Genomic DNA, 21,383 nt, shown 5'->3' on the forward strand with positions numbered 1-21,383 from the left:
AGAAACATGATGCGCGCACCACTGATCGTCGCCACCCTCGCCCTGAGCCTTTCGCTGACCGCCTGCGGTCGCCGCCAGGCGCCGCAGACCACGCCCCCGGCCCAGACCGGCCCGACCGATCCGGCGGCCGGAAGCGGTGCGACCAACGACGACGTCGGGCTGGTCGAACTTCCCGGAAGCCAGGCGGCGATGGTCGCCGCGGCGGGATCGGACACCATCTATTTCGGGACCGACAAGTCGGACGTGTCGGCGGACGCGCAGGCGACGCTGACCGCGCAGGCGCGCTGGATGCTCGCCAATCCGAACGTCCGCGCCTCGGTCGAGGGCCATGCCGACGAGCGCGGCACGCGTGAATATAACCAGGCGCTGGGGGAGCGGCGCGCACAGGCCGCCAAGCTGTTCCTGATGGCGCAGGGTGTGCCGGAAGCCCGCCTGCTGACCATCAGCTGGGGCAAGGAACGCCCGGTCGCCAACGGCACCGACGAGAGCGCCTGGGCGCAGAACCGCCGCGCCGTGACGGTGGTGGTTCGCTGATCTTCCTGTCGCCCGGGTTTTGGCCGGGGCGTCTTGCCTCAGGCGGCGGCGCGCGTGGCGCCGCGACCGCTCAGCGCCAGCCAGGCCCGCGCCGCCTTCTGCGCTTCGGCGATTTCGCGGGCGGTCATCTCGATGCTGATCTCGGCGCGGCAGGCCTGCCCGCGGGTGCAGCCATTGAGCGCCGCGAGGTTGAACCACTTGTGCGCTTCGACGAGATCGACCTCGGCACCATTGCCGGTCGAATAGGTCACGCCCAGCTCGAACAGCGCATTGACGTCGCCCGCTTCCACATCGCGAAGCCGGCTCATCATCAGGAACTCCGCACCTTTTTGACCGATTGCCATTGCTTGAACTCCCCTGTTTCGTTGCAGGCAAGCTCCCCCGTGCGGGCTATCAAATGGTTAACGCGGTAATTACCACCCTACCTGTTGCTCCGAAGTGACAGGTATATTGTCGATCAGGCGTACCCCGCCGATGCTTGCGGCGGCCAGCAGGCGCATTGGTTCGCGTGGGCTTTCAAGGGGTTCGAGGCTGTCGGCATCGACCAGCGCGACATAATCCACATCGGAGAAGCCTTCCGCCCGAAGCGTCGCTTTCGCGCGCTCCAGCGCAGGTCCGACCGCCCCACCTGCGGCGATTTCCTTACCGGCAGCCTGCAAGGCGGCAGGCAAGGCGACCGCCTCCGCGCGGTGTTCCGGTGACAACAGCGCGTTGCGTGAGGACATCGCAAGCCCGTCCGCTTCGCGCACCGTGGGCTGGCCGAGGATCGCGACGCCCATCCCGAGGTCGGCCTCGACCCGGCGGATCACCGCCAGTTGCTGCCAGTCCTTTTCGCCGAAGATGGCGTGGGTCGGCCGCACCGCCAGCAGCAGCTTCGCCACCACCGTCGCCACTCCGTCGAAATGTCCGGGGCGATGCTCGCCCTCCCACCGCTCGCTGACCCCGCGCACCGAAATGCTGGTGGCGAAGCCGTCCGGATAGAGCTGGGCCGGCGTCGGCAGCCAGACGAGGTCGCACCCCGCCGCCTCCAGCCTGGCGAGGTCTGCCTCCTCGGTCCGCGGGTAGCGGGCAAGGTCCCCGGGATCGTTGAACTGCAGCGGATTGACGAAGATGGTCGCGGTGACCCGCGCGGCGTGCTTTCTCGCCTCGGCGACCAGCGCGAGGTGCCCGTCGTGGAGCGCGCCCATGGTCGGCACCAGCGCCAGCGTGTCCCCAGCGCCACGAAGCGCCGCCACCGCCGGCTTCAGCCCTTGAAGCTCACGGATGATTTGCACCGCCGAATCCCCCGGTTTACTTGGGTTGCAACAAGACGCGCCTCTGGCGCTACGCGGGGAAGAAACCAAGTGACGAGCCCACATTTCATCGTCTTCGCCAACGAAAAGGGCGGCACCGGCAAGTCGACCACCGCCGTGCACACCGCCGTTGCACTGGCCGCCGCCGGCCACCGCGTCGCCGCGCTCGACCTCGACCAGCGCCAGCGGACGACCACCCGCTATCTCGAGAACCGCGCCGCGTCGGTGCGGCGCCTCGGGGTCGAGCTGCCCCAGCCGGTGTTCCAGGTGCTCGAGGACCAGAGCGAGGAAGCGCTCGACGCCGCCATCGCCGGCCTTGCGGGCCAGGCCGACGTGCTGGTGATCGACACGCCCGGCCGCGACGACGCCGTCGCCCGCGCCGCCATCCTCAAGGCCGACACTCTGGTCACCCCGATGAACGACAGCTTCGTCGACCTCGACCTCATCGGGCAGGTCAACCCCGACACCTTCAAGGTGACCAAGCCGAGCTTCTATGCCGAGCTGATCTGGAACAGCCGCACCGCGCGGGCCAAGACCGCCGGCAAGAGCGTCGACTGGGTCGTTCTGCGCAACCGTCTCCAGCACATCGGCAGCCACAACCAGCAGCGCGTCGGCGCGGCGATGGATGAGCTTGCGCGCCGGGTTGGCTTCCGCGTCATCCCGGGCCTCAGCGAGCGCGTCATCTACCGCGAACTGTTCCCCAAGGGCCTGACCCTGCTCGACCTCAAGCAGATCGGCGACGCGGGGATCGCCCACATCGCCGCGCGGCAGGAATTGCGCGAGATGGTGGCGGGCCTCGGCCTGCCCGGCGCGGAAGCGGCCAAGGCGGCCTGATCTTTCCCGCCCTCGCCGCAACCTTCCTCAACTCTCCTCGTTCGGGGGCGACATGACCCACAGCTTCGATCCCACCATCCTCCGCGAATATGACATCCGCGGCATCGTCGGCCGCACCCTCCACGAGGAGGACGCCTATGCGCTCGGCCGCACCTTCGCGGCGCAGGGGCAGGAGATGGGGGCAAGGAAGCTCGCCGTCGGCCGCGACGGGCGCGAGCATTCGCCGCGGCTGGAAGAGGCACTGGTCCGCGGCCTGACCGAAGGCGGAATGGACGTGGTCCGCGTCGGCGAGGGGCCGTCGCCGATGCTCTACTGGGCGGTGTCCGAACTCGATGTCGACGGCGGCATCCAGATCACCGGCAGCCACAATCCGGCCGACTATAACGGCTTCAAGATGCTGCTTCCGGGCGGCAGCGTGTTCGGCTCGGCAATCAAGGCGCTCGGCGCCCGCGCCGCCGAAGGCCGCTGGACCGAGGGCGAGGGAAAAATCACCGACGAGGACGTGATGGACCGCTACGTCCAGCGCCTGGTCGAGGACTTCAAGGGCGGCGCGTATCGCATCGGCTGGGACGCCGGCAACGGCGCCGCGGGCCCCGCGCTGGAGAAGCTGATCAAGCTGCTTCCGGGCGAGCACCACACCCTGTTCACCGACGTCGACGGCCGCTTCCCGAACCACCATCCCGACCCAACGGTCGAGAAGAACCTCGAGCACCTCAAGGCGCTGGTCCGTGACAAGGGTCTCGACTTCGGCATCGCCTTCGACGGCGACGGCGACCGGATCGGTGCGGTCGACGGGCAGGGCCGGGTGATCTGGGGCGACCAGCTTCTGATGATCCTCGCCGGACCGGTGCTCGAAGAGCAGCCCGGCGCCACCATTATCGCCGATGTGAAGGCCAGCCAGACCCTGTTCGACCGGATCGGCGAGATGGGCGGCCACCCCTTGATGTGGAAGACCGGCCACAGCCTGATCAAGTCGAAGATGAAGGAAACCGGGGCCCCGCTGGCGGGCGAGATGAGCGGCCACATCTTCTTCAAGCACCGCTGGTACGGTTTCGACGACGCGCTCTACGCTTCGGTCCGACTGATCGAGGCGGTGGCGGCGAGCGGCAAGAGCCTGACTCAGCTCAGGACCGAAATGCCGGTGTCGGTTTCGACCCCCGAACTCCGCTTCCCGGTCGACGAGAGCCGCAAGTTCGCGGTGATCGAGGAAGTCCGCGACCGGCTGTCGGCCGACGGCGCCACGGTCGACGCGACCGATGGGGTGCGGGTCAACACGCCCGAGGGCTGGTGGCTGCTGCGCGCGTCCAACACGCAGGACGTGCTGGTCGCCCGCGCCGAGGCCACCGACCAGCGCGGCCTCGACCTGCTGGTGACCGAGATCGACCAGCAGCTCGCGCTGTCCGAGATCGAGCGGACCGAGGGCGACCATTAACTTATAGCTTGCCGCATTGCCCTCAACCGACAATAACCTGCGTGAAGATACGCAGGGGGTGCGTGTCCGGTCGGGGGGAATCTCATGCGGAAATTGGTGGCGCTTGGACTTGGCGTGACGTTGGCTGTCGCCGGTGCATCGCCGGCGCTGGCGCAAAAGGCCAAGCTGGCCCCGTTCGCCGCCAATCCGGTCGCTGACGCGGCCTACGTCAAGGCGGTCGGCAATCCGGCATTCGGCGGTGCCCGGACCGTCGCCATTCCCCAGTTCACGGTCGAATTCGTCGACGTCTCCGACGGCCTCTCGGCCAAGGAAGAGAAGCGCCAGGACTATGTCCGCGTCGACTATCGCCTGCAGGGGCTGGACGCCGCGTCACGGCAGCAGCTGACCGATCGGCTCTACGCCGCCTGGGTGCAGGGCCTGCAGGCCCGCGGCCTGACCGTGCTCGGCCCCCGCCAGCTGGCCTCCACCGCGACCTGGGGCAAGCTCGCGCCCAAGCTCAAGCCGACGCCAGCGGCGGTCGAGCGGGACAGCGGCCTCAACCAGATCTTCAGCGTCGAAGGCGCCGGCTTTGCCATGCCGGCTGGGGCCCGCACGCCCGAGGGCGCCGCGTCGAAGAACATCGACACCGGCGCCGCGGTCGCCTCCAAGGTCGGCGGCAGGATGGGCGGGATGTTTGGCATGGCCCGCGGCCTGATGAAGATGGGCGGCGGCCTCAAGGACTTCGGCAGCGCCTGGGACCAGGCGGCGGCGGTCGGTCCGCTGTCCAGGGAAACCGGCGCCGCGGTGATGACCGTCCGGTTGGTGGTCGGCCTGCGCGACACGGACATGGCCAGCCGCGGCTTCGGCCTGTTCCGCACCGCCGGCAGCTACGACGGCAAGCCCAGGCTGGTGATCCAGGCCGACGGCACCGAGGTCACGCTCGCCCCGCCCGGCGACGGCCGCAACCTCGCCCGGCTCCAGCTGACCCACGACCTGGTCTTCGCCGAGGACCTGATGAAGGGCCGCATCGCACTCGCCAATAACACCGGCACCACCGTCGGGAACACGCTGGCCAAGGCCAATTTCGCGGCCCGCGCGATCGGCGGCGGGTCGGCGACGATCAGCCAGGTCCATCACTTCGACGTCAGGACCGACCCGGCTGCGGTCGAGGCCGCGATCGGCCGCAACCTCCAGTCGCTGCAGCAGGCGCTACTTGGGCGGATCGGCAGCTAAGGCCGGAAGACTCGACAGCAGCGCGCGTCTGCTGCAGTTTTCCGCCACTTTCACTATAAGGAAGGTCGGATCATGCCGGACTATGTAATCGAGCGTGACATGCCCGGGGCGGGCCAGCTCGGCCCCGCCGACCTCAAGGGTGCGTCGCAGCACAGCTGCTCGGTGATCAAGGACCTCGGCCCCGACATCGAGTGGGTCCACTCCTACGTCACCGACGACAAGATCTACTGCGTCTACCGCGCGCCCGACGAGCAGTTGATTCGCGACCATGCCGAGCGGAGCGGCTTCCCGGCCAACCGCATCTCGCAGGTGCGCGCCATGATCGACCCGACCACGGCGGAGGGCTGACGGCCCGGCCTGTCGGCTCAGCTAAAGCGGCGGACCCGGCCGGCGGCGTCGAACAGGGTCAGGTTGAGCGGGTCCTTGGCCCCGTCCGCCGTCTCCATCCCGGGCGAACCGCGCGGCATGCCGGGGGCGGCGATCCCGATCACGCCCTTCGGCCGTCGCGCCAGCAGCGTCCGGATCGCATCGGCCGGAACATGGCCTTCGACCACCAAACCGCCGACCAGGGTCGTGTGGCAGCTCTGCGCGGCGTCGGGCACCTTCAGGCGCTTCTTTACCGCCGCCATGTCGTCGGTCTCGCGAAGCGTCACCGCAAAGCCGGCCTTGCGCATGGCATCGACCCACTTGGTGCAGCAGCCGCAGGTCGGGCTGCGCCAGGTGGTCATCGCTGGCGGAGCGGCGGCGAGCGCGGGCGCGGCGAGCACTGCCGCACCGGTGGCGGTCAGCCCCAGCAGGCGGCGGCGGTTGAGCGAAGACAGGTCGATCATGGCGCGACCATGACGCAACTCACCTCGCCTGTCGATGAACGGCGGGCCGGCCCTCAGCCGTCGTCCTCGTCGTCGTCATACCCGACCATGTTCAATTCCCGCGCCTTGATCTGCCGGGTCATGCACCAGTGCATCAGCGCGTCCTCGCGGCCGTGGGTGATCCACACTTCCTTGGGCGCGATCTCGAGGATGGTGTCGGTCAGCTCGCCCCAGTCGGCATGGTCGGAGATGATCAGCGGCAGTTCGACGTTCTTCTGCCGCGCGCGCTGGCGGATCCGCATCCACCCGCTCGCCGCCGCGGTGATCGGGTCGGGCAGTCGCCGGCTCCAGCGATCGTTAAGCGCTCCTGGCGGGCACAGGACGAGATGCCCCATCATCTCCTTCTTGTCGGTCCCCGCGACCAGCCGAAGCTCGCCGAGGTCGATCCCCTGCTCGGCATAAAGGGTGCACAGCCGCTCCAGCGCGCCGTGCAGGTAGATCGGCTGGTGGTGCCCGCGCCGCCTGGCCTCGGCGATCACCCGCTGCGCCTTGCCCAGCGCATAGGCTCCGACCAGCACGCAGCGATCGGGATTGTCGGCGAGGCGGATTAGCAGCCGGTCGATTTCGCCGCCGGTCTCGGGATGATGGAACACCGGCAGGCCGAAGGTCGCCTCGGTGATGAAGATATCGCATTTGACCGGCAGGAACGGCTCGCAGGTCGGGTCGGGCCGGCGCTTGTAGTCGCCCGACACGACCACCCGCTCGCCCTTCCAGTCGAGGATGATCTGCGCGGACCCAAGCACGTGGCCGGCCGGCACGAAGCTCACTTCCACCTCGCCGACCGTGACGCTCTGGCCGTAAGCGACCTCGCACCCGTTCTGGTCGCCGTAGCGGACCCCCATGATCGCCAGCGTTTCGGGCGTCGCCCACACCGTGCCGTGCCCGCCGCGGGCGTGATCGGCATGGCCGTGGGTGACCAAAGCGCGCGCCTGCGGCTGCGACGGATCGACCCAGGCATCGGCGGGCCGCACGTATATCCCCGTCGGATGGGGCTCGATCCAGGAACCTAGGCGCGGCACGGCTCTTATACGACAAGGACAAGCGGACGGTTCCGCACGCATAATGATAAGAGGACGCCGACATGGCCGAAGGCAGCGACGTGAACTATTGGAGCATCGTGACGATCATCGGGCCGATCCTGCTGGTGGTGGTGATGGCCTGGGCGTTCCTCAAGAACAAGGGCAGCAAGGTCGATCCGGAGATCACCGAGCGGGCGACGCGCGAAAACTATGCCGCCGAGCAGCGCGAGCATGAGCGCGACGGCCACAGCGGCCTCTGACCGGGGCTGACCTCCCTCCCGTCGTCGCCGGCTGGTTCACGGCCCGCGGCTGGCAACCGCGGCGTCATCAGCTGGAGATGCTGGAGCGGGCCCGCGCCGGCCGCCACGCCCTGCTGGTGGCGGCGACCGGGGCGGGCAAGACGCTGGCCGGCTTCCTCCCGACCATCTGCGAGCTGGTCGAGAACCCGGCCGAGGGGCTCCACACGCTCTACATCTCGCCGCTCAAGGCGCTTGCGGTCGACGTCCAGCGCAACCTGCTCGACCCGATCGGGGAGATGGGGCTGCCGATTCGGGTCGAGACCCGCACCGGAGACACCCCGTCGGACCGCAAGGCGCGGCAGCGGGTCAAGCCGCCGCAGGTGCTGCTGACCACGCCTGAAAGCCTGAGCCTGCTGCTGTCCTATCCCGACAGCTTCCACATGTTCGCCGGGCTCAAGACCATCGTGCTCGACGAGATCCACGCCTTCGCCCGCGACAAGCGCGGCGACCTGCTCGCACTCGCCCTTGCCCGGCTGCAACGCATCGCGCCGGACCTGCGCCGGGTCGGCCTCAGCGCCACCGTCGCCGATCCCGACGCCTATTGCAGCTGGCTCGCGCCCGATGCCGACATGGACGAGGTCGACGTGGTGCTGGGGGCCAAGGGCGCGGAGCCGCAGCTCGACATCCTGCTTCCCCAGAACCGCGTTCCTTGGTCGGGGCACTCGGGGCGCTACGCCGCCAAGCAGGTCATGGCCGAGATCGAGAAACACAAGACGACCCTCGTCTTCTGCAACACCCGGGGCTTGGCCGAGCTGATCTTCCAAGACCTGTGGAAGGAGAATGAGAACGGCCTGCCGATCGGGGTCCACCACGGCAGCCTGGCGCTGGAAGCCCGCCGCAAGGTCGAGGCGGCGATGGCCGACGGCCGCCTGCGGGCTTTGGTCTGCACCTCCAGCCTCGACCTCGGCATCGACTGGGGCAATGTCGACCTCGTCATCCAGATGGGGGCGCCCAAGGGGTCGTCCCGCCTGCTGCAGCGGATCGGCCGCGCCAACCACCGCCTCGACGAGCCCAGTCACGGCACCATCGTGCCGGGCAATCGCTTCGAATATCTCGAAGCCCGCGCCGCTTTGGACGCGGTCGACGCGGGCGAGCTCGATCCCGAAATCTTCCGCCCCGGCACGCTCGACACCCTGGCCCAGCACATCCTCGCCTGCGCCTGCGCTGCCCCGTTCGAGGAAGCCGAACTGCTGGCCGAGATCCGCTCCGCCGCCCCCTACGCCGGGCTGACCGACGCCATCTTCGCCAACGTGCTGAGCTACATCGCGACCGGCGGCTATGCCCTGCGCGCCTATGACAAGTTCCGGCGGCTGGTGGAGGAACCCGCCGGCTCGGGCCACTGGCGGATCACCCGTCCCAACGTCGCGGTCCAGCACCGGATGAACGCGGGCATCATCGTCGACAATCCGATGCTCGACGTCCGTTTCAAGAACGGGCGGATGCTCGGCCGGGTCGAGGAAGGGTTCGCCTCGACCCTCAGCCCGGGCGACCATGTGTTCTTCGCCGGATTGAGCCTCGAGGTGCTGCAGTTCAAGGACAGCGACATCCTGGTCCAGGCCTCCTCCAAGGAAGCACGGCTGGTCACCTATGGCGGCCAGCGGATGAGCATGACGACCCACCTTGCCGACCGGGTCAAGGTGATGCTGTCCGATCCCACCGACTGGCACCGCTTCCCGCCCGACGTGCGCGAATGGCTGGAGGTGCAGCAGCGCCGCTCGCGCCTGCCCCAGCCCGACGAATTGCTGGTCGAAACCTTTCCCCACGAAGGCCGCCATTATCTCATCATGTACAGCTTCGAAGGCTGGAACGCGCACCAGAGCCTAGGCATGCTGGTGACCAAGAGGATGGAGAAGATGGGCCTGAAGCCCCTGGGCTTCGTCGCCAACGATTATGCGCTGTCGGTCTACGGGCTGGAGCCGATCGGCGATCCCGCGCCGCTGCTTTCCCCCGACATCTTGGAAGGCGAGTTCGTCGAATGGGTCGAGCAGTCGATGCTGCTGAAGCGCGCCTTCCGCGAAGTGGCGGTGATCGGCGGGCTGGTCGAGCGGCAGCATCCGGGCAAGCGCAAGACCGGCAAGCAGGTCAGCTTCTCGACCGACCTCATCTACGACGTGCTGCGCAAGTATGAGCCCGAGCATCTGCTGATGCGCGCCGCCTGGGACGATGCCCGCGCCCGGATGACCGAGCTTGGCCGTCTCGCCCGGCTGGTCGAGCGCGCCGCGGCGCAGATGGTCCATGTCCACCTCTCGCGCGTCACCCCGATGGCGGTGCCGCTGATGGTGGTGATCGGCCGCGAAGCCCTGCCGAGCGGCGCGAGCGCCGACGAGGCGTTGCTGGTCGAAGCCGAAAGCGCCATCGCCGAACTGGCGATGCGCGAGGACTGAGCCGCCCGGATCTGCTAGGACGCCGCTATGCGCTTCCTGCCAGTCCTGCTCTTCGCCCCCGCCCTCACGGCCTGCGCCGTGGCCAGTACCGCGGTCGACGTCGTCACCCTGCCGGTCAAGGTTGTGTCCAAGGGCGTTGACCTCGCCACCACCAGCCAGTCCGAAGCCGATGAGAAGCGCGGGCGGGAAATCCGCAAGGAAGAGGAACGCCTCGGCCGCGAACGCCGCGAGCTGGAAGCGCGCTGCCGCAACAGCCGCGCCCGGCCCGACGACCTCTGCCCGCCGCGCTAGCGCCGGCCGAGCTTCGCCACCTCGTAGAGATAATCGACGTAGAGCATCGCCGCCTCGTCGATCCCCGCCACCTTAGGATTGGCCGAGCGGATCAGGAACCATTCGTTGGGCGCATGGGCGCCGTTGCCGCGGCCGATCCCGAATTGCCCGGTCGGCAGGTTGAGCGGCGCGCCGTTGAACACCACCCCCGGCCAGCTGCCGGCGTTGCGCGGGGTCAGCGTGTAGGCGATGCCGGCCCGCTCGAAGACCTTTTTCTGGGCCTGGATGAACGGGCTGTTCTCGTCGGTCTGGTTGGGACCATAGCCGCCGCTCACCACCACCTTGACGTCGTCGAACCCGCGCTTGGCGAGGTGGGCCCTGAGCTTGGTCTCGACCTCCTGCCGGGTCATGTCGGGCACCAGCCGGAATTCGAGCTTGGCCTCGGCCCGGCCCGGCAGGACGGTCTTGCCGCCGACGCCGGTGTAGCCGCTGACCAGGCCCTGGATGTTGACCGTCGGCTGGCCAAGGAAGCGTTCGGAGCTGGTCTGGTAATCCTCGTCGCCGATCCACTTGCCGATGCCCAGCGTGCGCTTGACCTCCGCCTCGTTGGTCGCCGCCACCCGCTGCGCGATCAATTCCTTCTGGCGCGCGGTAAGCGGCTTCACATTGTCCCTGAACCCGTCGATCGCCGGGGTGTGGCCGTCGTCGGCGACGAGGCTGTCGAGCGCCTTCACCAGCCGCCAGGCCGGGCTTTCGATCCGCGCATGATTGCTCGAATGGACGTCGAGTTTGGGATATTTGTCGCTGGTCTCGCCGCCGACGATCAGCTGGAATTCGACCGCGCCCTTGGCGCCCAGCGTGATCCCCGCCTGCCCGTTGCTGTCCTGCGTCGTGGTCGGGATGAATACGCCGACGGTCTTCTTCAGCGCGGCGGCGACCTCGGGATCGGCGACCACCGCCGGGAAGTTGGGTGACGCGATCTCCTCCTCGCCCTCGGCCACCAGCACCAGGTTGACCGGCAGCTTGCGGCCGCTCGCCTTCAAGGCCTGCAGCGCCGCCAGGAAGGCCATTTGCGGCCCCTTCTGGTTGACCGCCCCGCGGCCCATGATCACCTGCCCCTCGCCCGGCCGGTCGACCAGCCGCCCCTCCAGCGGCGGGCTCGACCATTCGGCGGGATCGAACTGCTTCACGTCGTACATGAAGTAGATGCCGAGCGTGACCGGAGCGCCCGCGTCCAGCGTCGCGAACACGCCCGGAACGCCGCCCGACGGCACCACCCGCGCCTTCTGGAAGCCGGCGTCCAGCGCCAGCCGCCGCATATAGTCGGCACCCTCGGCGACGTTGCGCTTTTCCGCGGCGATGGTCGGCAGCGCGATCCACGCCTGCAGCGCCTTGACCGTGGTGTCGTGGCGGCTGGCCACCACCTTGGCGAGGTCGGCCCGGTTCGGGGTCTGCGCCGTCGCCCCTGTCGCGATCAGGGCGGTGCTCACGGCAAGGCTGGTCAAGGTCAGGCGCATCGTCATTCCCCCGGTTTGGTTTGGCGGGAGACTGGCGCGGCCGCGCTTCCTCGTCCAGAGCCTAAGCCCATGCGCTACTTCCTCGATTGCGAATTCGACGGCTTCGGCGGGGCCTTGCTCAGCCTGGCGCTGGTCCCCGACGACGACAGCGAGGAATATTATGCGATCGTCGAGCACGAACGCCCCTGCATCGACTGGGTCGAGCGCCACGTCATCCCCTATCTCGACACCGTGCCACTGGCGCTGAAGGCGGCGCCGCAACCCGCTGCCGACGTCGCCCGCGAACTGTCGCGCTGGCTGAGCCCGTTCGAGGAAGTCGAGATCGTCGCCGACTGGCCCGACGACATCGCCTATTTCTGCAAGGCGCTGATGACCGGCAACGGCCAAATGGTGACGGTGCCGCCGCTGACCTTCCGGCTAATGAACCTCGCCGGCTTCTCCACCGCCCGCAACAGCGCGGTTCCCCACAATGCTCTCCACGACGCCCGCGCGCTGCGCGACCATGTGGTGAACCGCGGCTACTAAGTCGTTGCCACGGAATCAGGAGTCGGGCTAAGCGGCCCCACGATGGTTCCCCTTTCGTTCGCCGGACACGAATTCCTCGCCGATCCCCAGGGTGCCCTGTGGTGGCCGGAACGGCGCGCCCTGCTGGTCGCCGACCTCCACCTCGAGAAAGCGAGCTGGTACGCCAAGCTCGGGCAGTTCCTGCCGCCCTACGACAGCCAGGCGACGCTGGCCGCGCTGACCGAGGTGGTCGACCGCACCGGTGTCGAGAGGCTCTACTGCCTCGGCGACAGCTTCCACGACAAGTTCGGCTGCGACCGCCTGCCCGAAGCGGCGCGCGCCATGCTGCTTGCGCTGACCGCCCGGCTCGACTGGACCTGGATCCTCGGCAACCACGACCCTGGCTTCGCCGACCATTGCGGCGGCACGCTGAGGGAGGAGGTCGAGGTCGACGGCCTGATCCTCCGCCACGAAGCCGACATCCGCGATCCCCGCCCGGAGCTGTCGGGCCATTACCATCCCAAGCTTCGGCTGCAGGTACGCGGCCGGCGGGTCAGCCGCCGCTGCTTCGTCGCCAGCGGTGCCAAGCTGATCCTCCCCGCGTTCGGTGCGCTGACCGGCGGGCTCGATGCCGGCCACAAGGAAATTTTGCGCAAGGTCGGGTCGCCGGCCGCCGCGTTGGTCCCGGTCAAGGACCGCCTGCTGAAGTTCCCGCTCGCCGCCTAGTCGACCAGCCGCGCCTTCACCAGGCCGCGCAGGATATTGCCGACCAGGAACCCGCCCTCGAGGTCGGCGCGGACGAGATCGCCCTCCACCGCTGCGCCCTCGGCGATCAGCTTGTCGCGAAGGATTCCCGGGATCAGCCCGCGGGCGAGCGGCGGCGTCACCAGAATTCCGTCGTCGCGCGTGACGAACAAGGAGGTGAAGCTTCCTTCGGTCAGGCGTCCGTCGGGATCGGCGAAGATCACCTCGTCCGCGCCGCTCTGGATCCGCGCCTGGTCGTAGAAAGCGCGATCGGTGGTCTTGAACCGCAGCCGGTAATCATCGGGCGCGACCGGCAACGGCACGATCTTGATCCGCGCCGGCTCGGTCCGCACCCGCGGTATCGCCCGAACCTCCACCGCCATCACCCCCGTCGGCGACAGGAGGAGGCGGGCAGTGGCGGGCGCGCGGCGGCCAAAGGTCGCGGCCTGGAGCTCGTTGCGGGCCGCGTGGCGGTTGAACTGGAACTGCAACGCCTCCGCCGAGGCCCCCAGCCGATCGAGGTGGCGGTCAAGCTCGATCACGCCTTCACCGGGATCGAAGCGCATGGTCTCGATCAGGTCGATCGCCGGGCGGTCACGCGTCACGAAGGCTCCCTTGTTGTTGCATTCGGACCATTCATCGTCCGCAACCGAATCGACCACAAGCCCGGAACCGAGGCCAAGTGTCGCCTGCTGCACATTTTGTGCAATCTCGAGGGTCCGGATCAGGACGTTGAACGCGGCGTCACCCCCCGGCTCGATCCATCCGGCCGAGCCGCAATAGGCGCCGCGCGGGTGCGGTTCGAGCGCCCGCAGCGCCTTCATCGCCGCGACCTTGGGCGCCCCGGTCACCGATCCGCAGGGAAAAATGGTGCGCAGCACGTCGACCGCGTCGAGCCCGGGCCGGAGCCGCGCGGTCACCCGGCTGACCATCTGGGTGACGGTCGGGTAGCGCTCGATCGCGAACAGCTCGGGGACCGTCACGCTCCCCGGCTCCGCCACCCGCGCCAGGTCGTTGCGGAGGAGATCGACGATCATCAGGTTCTCGGCGCGGTTCTTGGGATCGGCCGTCAGTGCCTTTGCCGGGGCATCGGGCGCGGCGGTGCCCTTCATCGGCTTGGCCTCGATCACCCCGCCGCGCAGTGTGAAGAACTGCTCGGGGCTGAGGCTCAGCAGCCAGCCGTCCGGATGGCGGATCATCGCCCCCCACCCCATCCGCGACGCCTCCCGCATGCGCGCATAGAGCGCTGCCGGATCGCCCTCGAACGGCACCCGGTTGGGGAAGGTCAGATTGACCTGGTAATAGTCGCCAGCGCGAAGCTGCTCGTGGACCGTTTCGACTGCGCCGAGATAATCGCGGCGGTCGACCAGCGGCTCGGGAGCGCCGTTCCAGCCGCTCGCCGGATTGGGCAGCACAGCGTCGGCGGCGACCGTCTCGAAGCCGTCGAACAATCCGAACCACAGCAACGGCCCGTCACCCTGCCGCGCCGCGCCCGCAAGCGCCGGGTCCAGCGCATAGCCTGCCTCATAGGCGAGGAAGCCGGCCGCGTGACGTTCGCTTCGCACCGCCGCCTGCAACGCGTCGAGCGCGGGCAGCACCTCCTCCATCCGCTCGGCCCGAACCTCGCCCACCGGCCGCCGGTACAGCCGCGCGGGGTCACCCGACCGGGCATCGTCGAACAGGAGAAACGGCGCATCCACAGATCAGGCCATTGCAAGCGGCGCCCCGGTTCGTAAAGCTAGGCTTATGCGATCCATGCTCCTCCTGCTCGCCGCGGCGAGCCTGCTCCCGGTGTCCGCCATGGCCCAGACCTCCCCGACCAACCCGCCGATCGATCCCAAGGTCAGCCAGCGGATCGACCGGATTCTCAAGCGGACCCCGCTGATCGACGGCCACAACGACCTTCCGTGGGCGCTTCGCGGCGACTTCGGAAGCAAGGTCGAAGGGCTGCAAAGCGGCACCGACAGCTGGAAGCCGCCGCTGATGACCGACATGGCGCGCTTGAAGGCCGGCCGGGTCGGCGGTCAGTTCTGGTCGGTCTATATCGACGGCACCACGCTCGGCGACGAAGCGATCCGGGTCACGCTGGAACAGATCGACACCGCCCACCGCATCATCGACGCCTACCCCGACACCCTCCGCTTCGCCCGCAGCGCCGACGAGATGGAGGCAGCGCACAAGGCGGGCCGGGTCGGCTCGATGCTGGGGATCGAGGGCGGGCGCCAGATCGGCGGCTCGATGGCGGCGCTGCGGCGCTTCTACGACCTTGGCGCGCGCTACATGACCCTGACCCACAACCAAACCACCGAATGGGCCGATGCCGGCACCGACGAGCCCAAATATGACGGCCTGTCGCCATTCGGGGTCGAAGTGGTGAAGGAGATGAATCGCCTCGGCATGATGGTGGACTTGAGCCACGTCGCGCCTGCGACCATGCGCGATGCGATTGCGGCGTCCCAGGCCCCGGTGATCTTCTCCCACTCCAGCGCGGCGGGCGTGAACCCCCATCCGCGCAACGTCCCCGACGACGTGCTGCGCCTGATGCCGGCCAATGGCGGCGTGGTGATGGTGACGTGGGTGCCGAGCTTCCTCAGCCCCGCCCAGTGGAAGTGGGACGGCGAACAGGCCGCCGAGGAAGCGCGGGTGAAGACCTACAACCGCGCCAACGCCGCCGCCGTCACCAAGGCGATGGAAGCCTGGGTCGCCGCCAATCCGCGCCCGGTGGTCGGGATCAAGGAAGTCGCCGACCATATCGATTATGTCGCCAGGGTCGCCGGCCATGACCATGTCGGGATCGGCGGCGACCTCGACGGCATTCCGCGCACGCCGGTCGGGCTGGAAGGCGTCGAAGCCTATCCGCGCCTGTTCGCCGAACTGATCCGCCGCGGCTGGTCGGACGCCAACCTCGCCAAGCTGGCCGGCGGCAATGTCCTTCGCGCGCTGCGCGGGGCGGAGGCGACCGCCGCCAGGATGAAGGACGTGCCGCCCTCGATGGCGACGCTTAACCCGCCCAAGCCCGCCAACTAGGAGCCCGAACCCATGCTGACCCGCGTCTCGCTGGCCCTTGCCGCTTTTGTCTCGAGCTCGGCCTTTGCGCAGACGCCTGCGCCCAAGCCCGCCGCGCTGACCGTCCAGGCGGTGCCCCCGGTCCCGGCCGAACTCGCCGCCCGCACGCGCCCCTACATGGAGCTGCGCAGCGCCGGCTTCGCCGGCTGGAACGCGCGCGACCGCTCGATGTTGATCCGTACCCGCTTCGCCAACGTCCCCCAGCTCCACCGCGTCGCGGGCCCGCTGATGGACCGTCAGCAGATCACCTTCGAGCCCGAGCCGGTCGGCGGCAGCTGGGCCCCGTCGGGCGACGTGCTGGTGACGCAGATGGACCGCGGCGGCGCCGAATTCTTCCAGCTCTACCGGCTCGACGGCGGCCGGCTGACGCTGCTGACCGACGGCAAGAGCCGCAACAGCTCGGGCGCGTGGAGCAAGGACGGCAAGCTACTCGCCTACAGCTCGACCCGCCGCAACGGCGCCGACACTGACCTGTACGTGATGGACCCGCGCGATCCCAAGACCGACCGGCTGGTCGCCGAGGTGAAGGGCGGCGGATGGGGCGTCGCCGCCTTCGCGCCCGGCAATGCCAAGGCGCTGGTGCTCAATTATCAGCAGGTCACGAACAGCGACCCCTATCTCCTCGACCTCGCCACCCAGCAGCTGACCCCACTCGGCGACCTCAAGAAGGACATTGCCTTCGGTGGCGCCGAATTCGCCCCCGATGGTGCCTTGTGGGTGCTGTCGGACGAGGACAGCGACGTCCAGCGCCTCGGGCGGATGGATACCGCGACCGGCAAGTTCACGCCCGTCGCCAACGCCGGCCGGTGGGACATCGACAGCTTCGACCTGTCCGACGACGGTCGCACTATCGCCTATTTCACCAACGAGGCCGGAATCAGCCGCCTCTACCTCTTCGACGTGGCCAGCGGCCGATCGCGGCAGGTGACCACGCTTCCGGTCGGAGTCGCCGGCGGCCTCGAATGGTCGCCGTGGGGCGAGCTCGGCTTCACCTTCAATTCGGCGCAGGGCACTGCCGACGCCTGGTCGCTCAATCCCCAGACGGGCAAGCTCACCCGCTGGACCCAGAGCGAAACCGGCGGGCTCGATTTCTCGCGCAATCCGTCGGCCCAGCTGATCGAGGTGAAGAGCTTCGACGGTGAGCGCGTGTCGGGCTTCCTTTATCGCCCCGACCCCGCCAAATTCCCCGGCAAGCGCCCGGTGGTGGTCGACATCCACGGCGGTCCCGAGGGGCAGGAGCGCCCGGGCTTCATGGGGCGCGACAATTACCTCATCAACGAGCTGGGGATCGCGGTCTTCCTCCCCAACGTCCGCGGCTCGACCGGCTTCGGCAAGCGCTTCGTCAGCCTCGACAACGGGCCGTTCAAGCGGGAGGATTCGGTCAAGGACATCGGCGCCTTCCTGACCGCGCTCAAGGCCGATCCGGCGATCGACGCGGCCCGCATGGCGGTGACCGGCGGCAGCTATGGCGGCTACATGTGCTATGCGAGCGCGATCCGCTACGCCGCCGACTTCAAGGGCGCGCTGTGCAACGTCGCCATCTCCGACTTCGTCACCTTCCTTGAAGGCACGCAAAGCTACCGCCGCGACCTTCGCCGCGTCGAATATGGCGACGAGCGCGATCCCAAGCAGCGCGCCAAGCTCTTGGAAATCAGCCCGCTGCGCCGGATCGGCGAGATCAAGGCGCCGATGTTCGTGGTGCAGGGCGCCAACGATCCCCGCGTGCCCAAGTCGGAGGCCGACCAGGTCGTCGCGGCCCTGAATGCCCGTCCCGGCGCCGCGCCGACGTGGTACATGGTCGGCGAGAACGAGGGCCACGGCTTCGGCAAGAAGGAGAACCAGGACTATCTGTTCTGGTCGACCCTGCAATTCTGGCAGCAGACGCTGCTCAAGTAAGGAGTTTCGTGAGCGTCCAAGACAATCCGCCGCTGAAGGCGATGGTGATCCCGGTCACCCCGCTTCAGCAGAACTGCACCCTCCTGTGGTGCACCGCGACGAACAAGGCGGCGTTGTGCGATCCGGGCGGCGATCTGCCCAAGATCCGTTCGGCCATCGCCCAGGCGGGGGTGACGGTGGAGAAGATCATCCTGACCCACGGCCACATCGATCATTGCGGCCAGGCCGGTCAGCTGGCGGCGGAACTGGGCGTGCCGATCGAGGGCCCGCACCTCGACGACCTGTTCTGGATCGCCCGGCTGGCCGACGACGGCGCGGCCTATGGCATCGACGCCTCGCCGTTCGAACCCAATCGCTGGCTTACCGATGGCGAGCAGGTCACGGTCGGCGACCTTGTGCTCGACGTCTACCAGACCCCCGGGCACACGCCGGGCCACGTCATCTTCCACCATCCGCCCTCCAAGCTGGCGCTGGTCGGCGACGTGCTGTTCGCAGGCTCGATCGGGCGGACCGACTTTCCGCTGTCCGATCACCAGGCCCTGCTCGATTCGGTCAGGAACAAGCTGTGGCCGCTCGGGAACGAGACGGTGTTCATCCCCGGCCACGGCCCGGCCAGCAGCTTCGAGCGCGAGCGGGCAAGCAACCCCTTCGTCGGAGACAAGGTGCTGGCCTGAGCCGCCTGCCCTTGCTTCCGCGCCCCGTTCCGCTATAGGCCGCCCGTTCGCGACGATCCTTGTCGCCGCCTCGGGGTTCGCCCCGGTGAGCCGGCAAAGGGGCGTCGCCTTCTTTTTTGACCGCAACAGCTTAGAACAGGTGCCGCAATGGCCGTCCCCAAGAGAAAGACCTCGCCCTCGAAGCGCAACATGCGCCGCAGCCATCACGCGCTGACCCCGGCGAGCTTCCAGGAATGCCCGAACTGCGGCGAGCTCAAGCTCCCGCACAATCTGTGCCAGGCCTGCGGCCATTATAACGGCCGCGAGATCGTCTCGACCGAGGCCTGAAGAGCGTCGCTGACGTGACCCCCACACCGGCCAGTGCCCGGAGCCTCAGCGCTCCGCGGATCGCAGTGGACGTGATGGGTGGTGACGGCGGCCTCGAAGCGGTGCTGGGCGGGGTCGAGCGTGCGTTGCGCGCCGACCGTTCGCTTCGCTTCCTTCTCGTCGGCGACGAGGCGGCCATCGCTTCCCGCCTCGAGCGCATGTCGCTGCCTGCCGGCAGCGCCACCATCCTCCATGCTGCCGACAGCATTGCCGGCGACGAAAAGCCGAGCCAGGCCCTGCGCCGTGCCCGCACCACCTCGATGGGGCTGGCGATCAACGCGGTGAAGGACGGCAGCGCCGATGCGGCCCTCTCGGGCGGCAACACCGGCGCGCTGATGGCGATGTCCAAGCTTGCGCTGCGCACCATGCCCGGGATCGACCGGCCGGCGCTGACCGCGCTTCTTCCGACACTCGGAAGCCATGACTGCGTGATGCTCGACCTCGGCGCCAATACCGAGTGCGATGCCCAGAACCTCGTCCAGTTCGCAGTGATGGGCGCCGCTTATGCACGCACCGTGCTTGGGCTGAAGAAACCGCGGGTGAAGCTACTCAACATCGGTACCGAGGAGCTGAAAGGCACCGGCGAGCTCAAGGAAGCCGCCGCCCTGCTGCGGGAGGCGACCTACCTCCACCTCACCTTCGACGGCTTCACCGAGGGCGACCAACTGTCGCGCGGCAAGGTTGACGTGGTCGTCACCGACGGTTTCTCGGGCAACATCGCGCTCAAGACCGCGGAGGGCACCGCACGTTTCGTTACCGACCTCCTGCGCCGCGCCTTCACCTCGTCGCTGCGGTCCAAGGCCGGGTTCGCGCTGTCGAAGCCGGCGCTGCACATGCTCAAGGTCCATCTCGACCCCAACAACCACAATGGCGCGGTCTTCCTCGGCCTCAACGGGCTGGTGGTGAAAAGCCACGGCGGGGCCAACACCAAGGGAGTCGCCAATGCCATCGCCGTTGCAGCGCGGATGGTCCGGGGCGATATCGTCAACCAAGTGGTGAGCGACCTCGACGAATTCCGCGCCCACGCCTTTGCCGTAAGCGAGTAACCCCAGGTGGCCCTGCGTAGCGTTTTTCTCGGAGTAGGGTCGGCACTTCCCGCCCGGCGTGTCGACAACCAGGAACTGGCCGCGCAGGTCGATACCTCGGACGAATGGATCGTCGAGCGTACCGGCATCCGCAGCCGCTATATCGCGGGCGAGGGCGAAACCACCGCCAGCCTGGCGACCGAGGCGGCGCGCAAGGCGCTCGACCATGCCGGGCTCGAACCGGCCGACATCGGCCTGATCATCCTCGCCACCGCAACCCCCGACCAGACCTTTCCCAGCTCGGCGACCAAGGTGCAGCACCTGCTCGGGATCAAGGACGCCATCGCGTTCGATGTCCATGCGGTCTGCACCGGCTTCCTGTACGCCCTGACCGTAGCCGATTCGATGCTGCGCGGCGGTAATGCCAAGACCGCGCTGGTGATCGGGGCCGAGACCTTCAGCCGGATCCTCGACTGGGAGGACCGCACCACCTGCGTCCTGTTCGGCGACGGTGCCGGCGCCGTTGTCCTGCGCGCCGAGGACACCGAAAGCCGCGGGATCCTCGCCACCAAGCTGCACGCCGACGGCCAGTGGGGCGACATGCTCTATGTCGACGGCGGGCCATCGACCACCGGAACGGTGGGCAAGCTCAGGATGAAGGGCCGCGAGGTGTTCCGCCACGCGGTGGTCAACCTCGCGCAGGTCCTCGGCGAAGTGCTCGAGGCAGGCGGCAAGACCCCGGCCGACGTCGATTGGGTGGTTCCGCACCAGGCCAATGCCCGGATCCTCGACGCCACCGCGCGCAAGCTTGGCTTGTCGCCGGACAAGGTGGTGGTGACTGTTGACCGCCACGCCAACACCTCTGCCGCCTCGGTTCCGCTGGCGCTCGACGTCGCGGTGAAGGACGGCCGGATCAAGCCTGGCGACCTCATCGTGCTGGAAGCGATGGGCGGCGGTTTCACCTGGGGCGCCGCCTTACTTTCCATTTAACCCTCGGACAATCATCGGCAACTTGCGCAGATTGTCTGTTTGCCGACCTACCTATCTTGCGTTATGCACGATCGTGGGGGCGCGCAAAATCAGGGGCGCCGACAGGGCGGGAGTAAACGGATGGCCGATGCAGGCGTCCCGCGTGGCGGGCAAGGAAGCGAAATGCACAGCGGTACGCTCACGCGTGCCGATCTTGGCGATGTTGTGCACCGCAAGCTCGGGCTGAGCCGTGCCGAGTCGGCCTCGATGGTCGAGCGGCTGCTTCATCATATGTGTTCGGCGCTGGCGCATGGTCAGAACGTCAAGATTTCGGGGTTCGGCAGCTTCATCCTGCGTGACAAGGGTCAGCGGGTCGGGCGCAATCCCAAGACCGGGGTCGAAGTGCCGATCGCACCGCGCCGGGTGATGACCTTCCGCGCCAGCCAGACCATGCGCGACCGCATCGCGCGCGACTGA

23 protein-coding genes are annotated in these 21,383 nt (G+C 68.3%); 17 read left to right on the forward strand and 6 right to left on the reverse strand.

Going from position 1 to position 21,383, the window contains the following annotated elements:
* Positions 1-9 precede the first annotated feature (9 nt).
* Positions 10-534, forward strand: coding sequence for a peptidoglycan-associated lipoprotein Pal (gene pal, locus GGQ97_RS01725; protein WP_168067356.1), 525 nt, complete (start codon positions 10-12; stop codon positions 532-534).
* Between the two features lie 38 nt (positions 535-572).
* Here pal and GGQ97_RS01730 read toward each other — a convergent pair whose 3' ends face one another.
* Together GGQ97_RS01730 and panC are read right to left on the reverse strand one after the other, a co-directional pair.
* Entirely contained in the window at positions 573-878 is a 306-nt protein-coding gene (locus tag GGQ97_RS01730) for an SEL1-like repeat protein (RefSeq protein WP_168067357.1), read from the reverse strand.
* Positions 879-947: 69 nt separating this feature from the next.
* Complete coding sequence (gene panC / locus GGQ97_RS01735) at positions 948-1,808, reverse strand: pantoate--beta-alanine ligase (RefSeq protein WP_168067358.1); 861 nt, start codon at positions 1,806-1,808, stop codon at positions 948-950.
* Positions 1,809-1,877: 69 nt separating this feature from the next.
* Between panC and GGQ97_RS01740 the strand changes: the two genes are divergently transcribed.
* The 4 genes from GGQ97_RS01740 (at position 1,878) to GGQ97_RS01755 (ending at position 5,652) form a co-directional block, all read left to right on the forward strand.
* The gene (locus GGQ97_RS01740; protein WP_168067359.1) at positions 1,878-2,660 is read left to right on the forward strand and encodes a division plane positioning ATPase MipZ; all 783 of its coding nucleotides are present in this window, start codon (positions 1,878-1,880) and stop codon (positions 2,658-2,660) included.
* A 52-nt stretch (positions 2,661-2,712) separates the two neighbouring features.
* Positions 2,713-4,092 carry a phosphoglucomutase/phosphomannomutase PgmG gene (gene pgmG, locus GGQ97_RS01745; RefSeq protein ID WP_168067360.1) on the forward strand — a complete coding sequence of 460 codons (1,380 nt, stop codon included), beginning with the start codon at positions 2,713-2,715 and terminating at the stop codon, positions 4,090-4,092.
* Between the two features lie 84 nt (positions 4,093-4,176).
* Positions 4,177-5,304 (forward strand): hypothetical protein, encoded by a 1,128-nt coding sequence (locus GGQ97_RS01750; protein ID WP_168067361.1) that lies wholly within the window; start codon positions 4,177-4,179, stop codon positions 5,302-5,304.
* A gap of 72 nt (positions 5,305-5,376) precedes the next feature.
* Complete coding sequence (locus GGQ97_RS01755) at positions 5,377-5,652, forward strand: DUF4242 domain-containing protein (RefSeq protein ID WP_168067362.1); 276 nt, start codon at positions 5,377-5,379, stop codon at positions 5,650-5,652.
* 17 nt (positions 5,653-5,669) lie between these two features.
* On the opposite strand, the gene GGQ97_RS01760 is transcribed toward GGQ97_RS01755, so the two are convergent.
* The gene (locus tag GGQ97_RS01760; RefSeq protein WP_168067363.1) at positions 5,670-6,134 is read right to left on the reverse strand and encodes a DUF411 domain-containing protein; all 465 of its coding nucleotides are present in this window, start codon (positions 6,132-6,134) and stop codon (positions 5,670-5,672) included.
* A 53-nt stretch (positions 6,135-6,187) separates the two neighbouring features.
* Complete coding sequence (locus tag GGQ97_RS01765; RefSeq protein WP_168067364.1) at positions 6,188-7,234, reverse strand: ligase-associated DNA damage response exonuclease; 1,047 nt, start codon at positions 7,232-7,234, stop codon at positions 6,188-6,190.
* Between the two features lie 20 nt (positions 7,235-7,254).
* Here GGQ97_RS01765 and GGQ97_RS01770 point away from each other — a divergent pair, with 20 nt between their 5' ends.
* The 3 genes from GGQ97_RS01770 to GGQ97_RS01780 are packed head-to-tail and all read left to right on the forward strand — an operon-like array spanning position 7,255 to position 10,166.
* Entirely contained in the window at positions 7,255-7,452 is a 198-nt protein-coding gene (locus GGQ97_RS01770) for a hypothetical protein (RefSeq protein WP_168067365.1), read from the forward strand.
* Positions 7,449-9,875, forward strand: a complete 2,427-nt coding sequence (locus GGQ97_RS01775) for a ligase-associated DNA damage response DEXH box helicase (protein ID WP_168070621.1) — start codon at positions 7,449-7,451, stop codon at positions 9,873-9,875. The genes GGQ97_RS01770 and GGQ97_RS01775 overlap by 4 nt, the downstream gene beginning before the upstream one ends.
* Before the next feature lie 27 nt (positions 9,876-9,902).
* Positions 9,903-10,166 (forward strand): hypothetical protein, encoded by a 264-nt coding sequence (locus GGQ97_RS01780; RefSeq protein WP_168067366.1) that lies wholly within the window; start codon positions 9,903-9,905, stop codon positions 10,164-10,166.
* Here GGQ97_RS01780 and GGQ97_RS01785 read toward each other — a convergent pair.
* The gene (locus tag GGQ97_RS01785) at positions 10,163-11,662 is read right to left on the reverse strand and encodes a M20/M25/M40 family metallo-hydrolase (protein WP_245197809.1); all 1,500 of its coding nucleotides are present in this window, start codon (positions 11,660-11,662) and stop codon (positions 10,163-10,165) included. The two genes, GGQ97_RS01780 and GGQ97_RS01785, sit on opposite strands and share 4 nt — an antisense overlap.
* Before the next feature lie 69 nt (positions 11,663-11,731).
* Between GGQ97_RS01785 and GGQ97_RS01790 the strand changes: the two genes are divergently transcribed.
* Together GGQ97_RS01790 and pdeM are read left to right on the forward strand one after the other, a co-directional pair.
* Positions 11,732-12,187 (forward strand): 3'-5' exoribonuclease, encoded by a 456-nt coding sequence (locus tag GGQ97_RS01790; protein WP_168067368.1) that lies wholly within the window; start codon positions 11,732-11,734, stop codon positions 12,185-12,187.
* 42 nt (positions 12,188-12,229) lie between these two features.
* Positions 12,230-12,892 (forward strand): ligase-associated DNA damage response endonuclease PdeM, encoded by a 663-nt coding sequence (gene pdeM / locus GGQ97_RS01795; protein WP_168067369.1) that lies wholly within the window; start codon positions 12,230-12,232, stop codon positions 12,890-12,892.
* Here the strand turns inward: pdeM and pabB are convergent.
* A complete protein-coding gene (gene pabB, locus GGQ97_RS01800; RefSeq protein ID WP_342448420.1) occupies positions 12,889-14,610 on the reverse strand; it encodes an aminodeoxychorismate synthase component I in 1,722 nt (573 codons plus the stop codon). The genes pdeM and pabB overlap by 4 nt on opposite strands.
* Before the next feature lie 55 nt (positions 14,611-14,665).
* Between pabB and GGQ97_RS01805 the strand changes: the two genes are divergently transcribed.
* The 7 genes from GGQ97_RS01805 (at position 14,666) to GGQ97_RS01835 (ending at position 21,383) form a co-directional block, all read left to right on the forward strand.
* Positions 14,666-15,937: a dipeptidase gene (locus GGQ97_RS01805; RefSeq protein ID WP_168067370.1), complete on the forward strand. Its 1,272-nt coding sequence runs from the start codon at positions 14,666-14,668 to the stop codon at positions 15,935-15,937.
* Between the two features lie 12 nt (positions 15,938-15,949).
* The gene (locus GGQ97_RS01810) at positions 15,950-17,872 is read left to right on the forward strand and encodes a S9 family peptidase (protein ID WP_209022771.1); all 1,923 of its coding nucleotides are present in this window, start codon (positions 15,950-15,952) and stop codon (positions 17,870-17,872) included.
* 41 nt (positions 17,873-17,913) lie between these two features.
* A complete protein-coding gene (locus tag GGQ97_RS01815; protein WP_168070627.1) occupies positions 17,914-18,546 on the forward strand; it encodes an MBL fold metallo-hydrolase in 633 nt (210 codons plus the stop codon).
* A 147-nt stretch (positions 18,547-18,693) separates the two neighbouring features.
* Complete coding sequence (gene rpmF / locus GGQ97_RS01820; protein ID WP_029941941.1) at positions 18,694-18,873, forward strand: 50S ribosomal protein L32; 180 nt, start codon at positions 18,694-18,696, stop codon at positions 18,871-18,873.
* A 14-nt stretch (positions 18,874-18,887) separates the two neighbouring features.
* Positions 18,888-19,958, forward strand: a complete 1,071-nt coding sequence (plsX, locus tag GGQ97_RS01825) for a phosphate acyltransferase PlsX (protein ID WP_342448421.1) — start codon at positions 18,888-18,890, stop codon at positions 19,956-19,958.
* A gap of 6 nt (positions 19,959-19,964) precedes the next feature.
* Positions 19,965-20,927 (forward strand): beta-ketoacyl-ACP synthase 3, encoded by a 963-nt coding sequence (locus tag GGQ97_RS01830; protein ID WP_168067371.1) that lies wholly within the window; start codon positions 19,965-19,967, stop codon positions 20,925-20,927.
* Between the two features lie 162 nt (positions 20,928-21,089).
* The gene (locus GGQ97_RS01835; RefSeq protein WP_168067372.1) at positions 21,090-21,383 is read left to right on the forward strand and encodes an integration host factor subunit alpha; all 294 of its coding nucleotides are present in this window, start codon (positions 21,090-21,092) and stop codon (positions 21,381-21,383) included.

Origin of the sequence: Sphingomonas kaistensis (assembly GCF_011927725.1) — a bacterium.
Classification (GTDB): Bacteria; Pseudomonadota; Alphaproteobacteria; order Sphingomonadales; family Sphingomonadaceae; genus Sphingomicrobium; species Sphingomicrobium kaistense.

Excerpts from the sequence above, each read along its gene's own strand:
- GGQ97_RS01785 (WP_245197809.1), bottom strand. The coding sequence starts at position 11,662 with ATGCGCCTGACCTTGACCAGCCTTGCCGTGAGCACCGCCCTGATCGCG.
- pgmG (WP_168067360.1), top strand. The coding sequence starts at position 2,713 with ATGACCCACAGCTTCGATCCCACCATCCTCCGCGAATATGACATCCGC.
- rpmF (WP_029941941.1), top strand. The coding sequence starts at position 18,694 with ATGGCCGTCCCCAAGAGAAAGACCTCGCCCTCGAAGCGCAACATGCGC.
- GGQ97_RS01755 (WP_168067362.1), top strand. The coding sequence starts at position 5,377 with ATGCCGGACTATGTAATCGAGCGTGACATGCCCGGGGCGGGCCAGCTC.
- GGQ97_RS01770 (WP_168067365.1), top strand. The coding sequence starts at position 7,255 with ATGGCCGAAGGCAGCGACGTGAACTATTGGAGCATCGTGACGATCATC.
- GGQ97_RS01790 (WP_168067368.1), top strand. The coding sequence starts at position 11,732 with ATGCGCTACTTCCTCGATTGCGAATTCGACGGCTTCGGCGGGGCCTTG.
- GGQ97_RS01765 (WP_168067364.1), bottom strand. The coding sequence starts at position 7,234 with ATGCGTGCGGAACCGTCCGCTTGTCCTTGTCGTATAAGAGCCGTGCCG.
- GGQ97_RS01780 (WP_168067366.1), top strand. The coding sequence starts at position 9,903 with ATGCGCTTCCTGCCAGTCCTGCTCTTCGCCCCCGCCCTCACGGCCTGC.
- GGQ97_RS01835 (WP_168067372.1), top strand. The coding sequence starts at position 21,090 with ATGCACAGCGGTACGCTCACGCGTGCCGATCTTGGCGATGTTGTGCAC.
- GGQ97_RS01760 (WP_168067363.1), bottom strand. The coding sequence starts at position 6,134 with ATGATCGACCTGTCTTCGCTCAACCGCCGCCGCCTGCTGGGGCTGACC.
- GGQ97_RS01805 (WP_168067370.1), top strand. The coding sequence starts at position 14,666 with ATGCTCCTCCTGCTCGCCGCGGCGAGCCTGCTCCCGGTGTCCGCCATG.
- pdeM (WP_168067369.1), top strand. The coding sequence starts at position 12,230 with ATGGTTCCCCTTTCGTTCGCCGGACACGAATTCCTCGCCGATCCCCAG.
- pal (WP_168067356.1), top strand. The coding sequence starts at position 10 with ATGCGCGCACCACTGATCGTCGCCACCCTCGCCCTGAGCCTTTCGCTG.
- GGQ97_RS01750 (WP_168067361.1), top strand. The coding sequence starts at position 4,177 with ATGCGGAAATTGGTGGCGCTTGGACTTGGCGTGACGTTGGCTGTCGCC.
- GGQ97_RS01730 (WP_168067357.1), bottom strand. The coding sequence starts at position 878 with ATGGCAATCGGTCAAAAAGGTGCGGAGTTCCTGATGATGAGCCGGCTT.
- GGQ97_RS01810 (WP_209022771.1), top strand. The coding sequence starts at position 15,950 with ATGCTGACCCGCGTCTCGCTGGCCCTTGCCGCTTTTGTCTCGAGCTCG.
- GGQ97_RS01815 (WP_168070627.1), top strand. The coding sequence starts at position 17,914 with ATGGTGATCCCGGTCACCCCGCTTCAGCAGAACTGCACCCTCCTGTGG.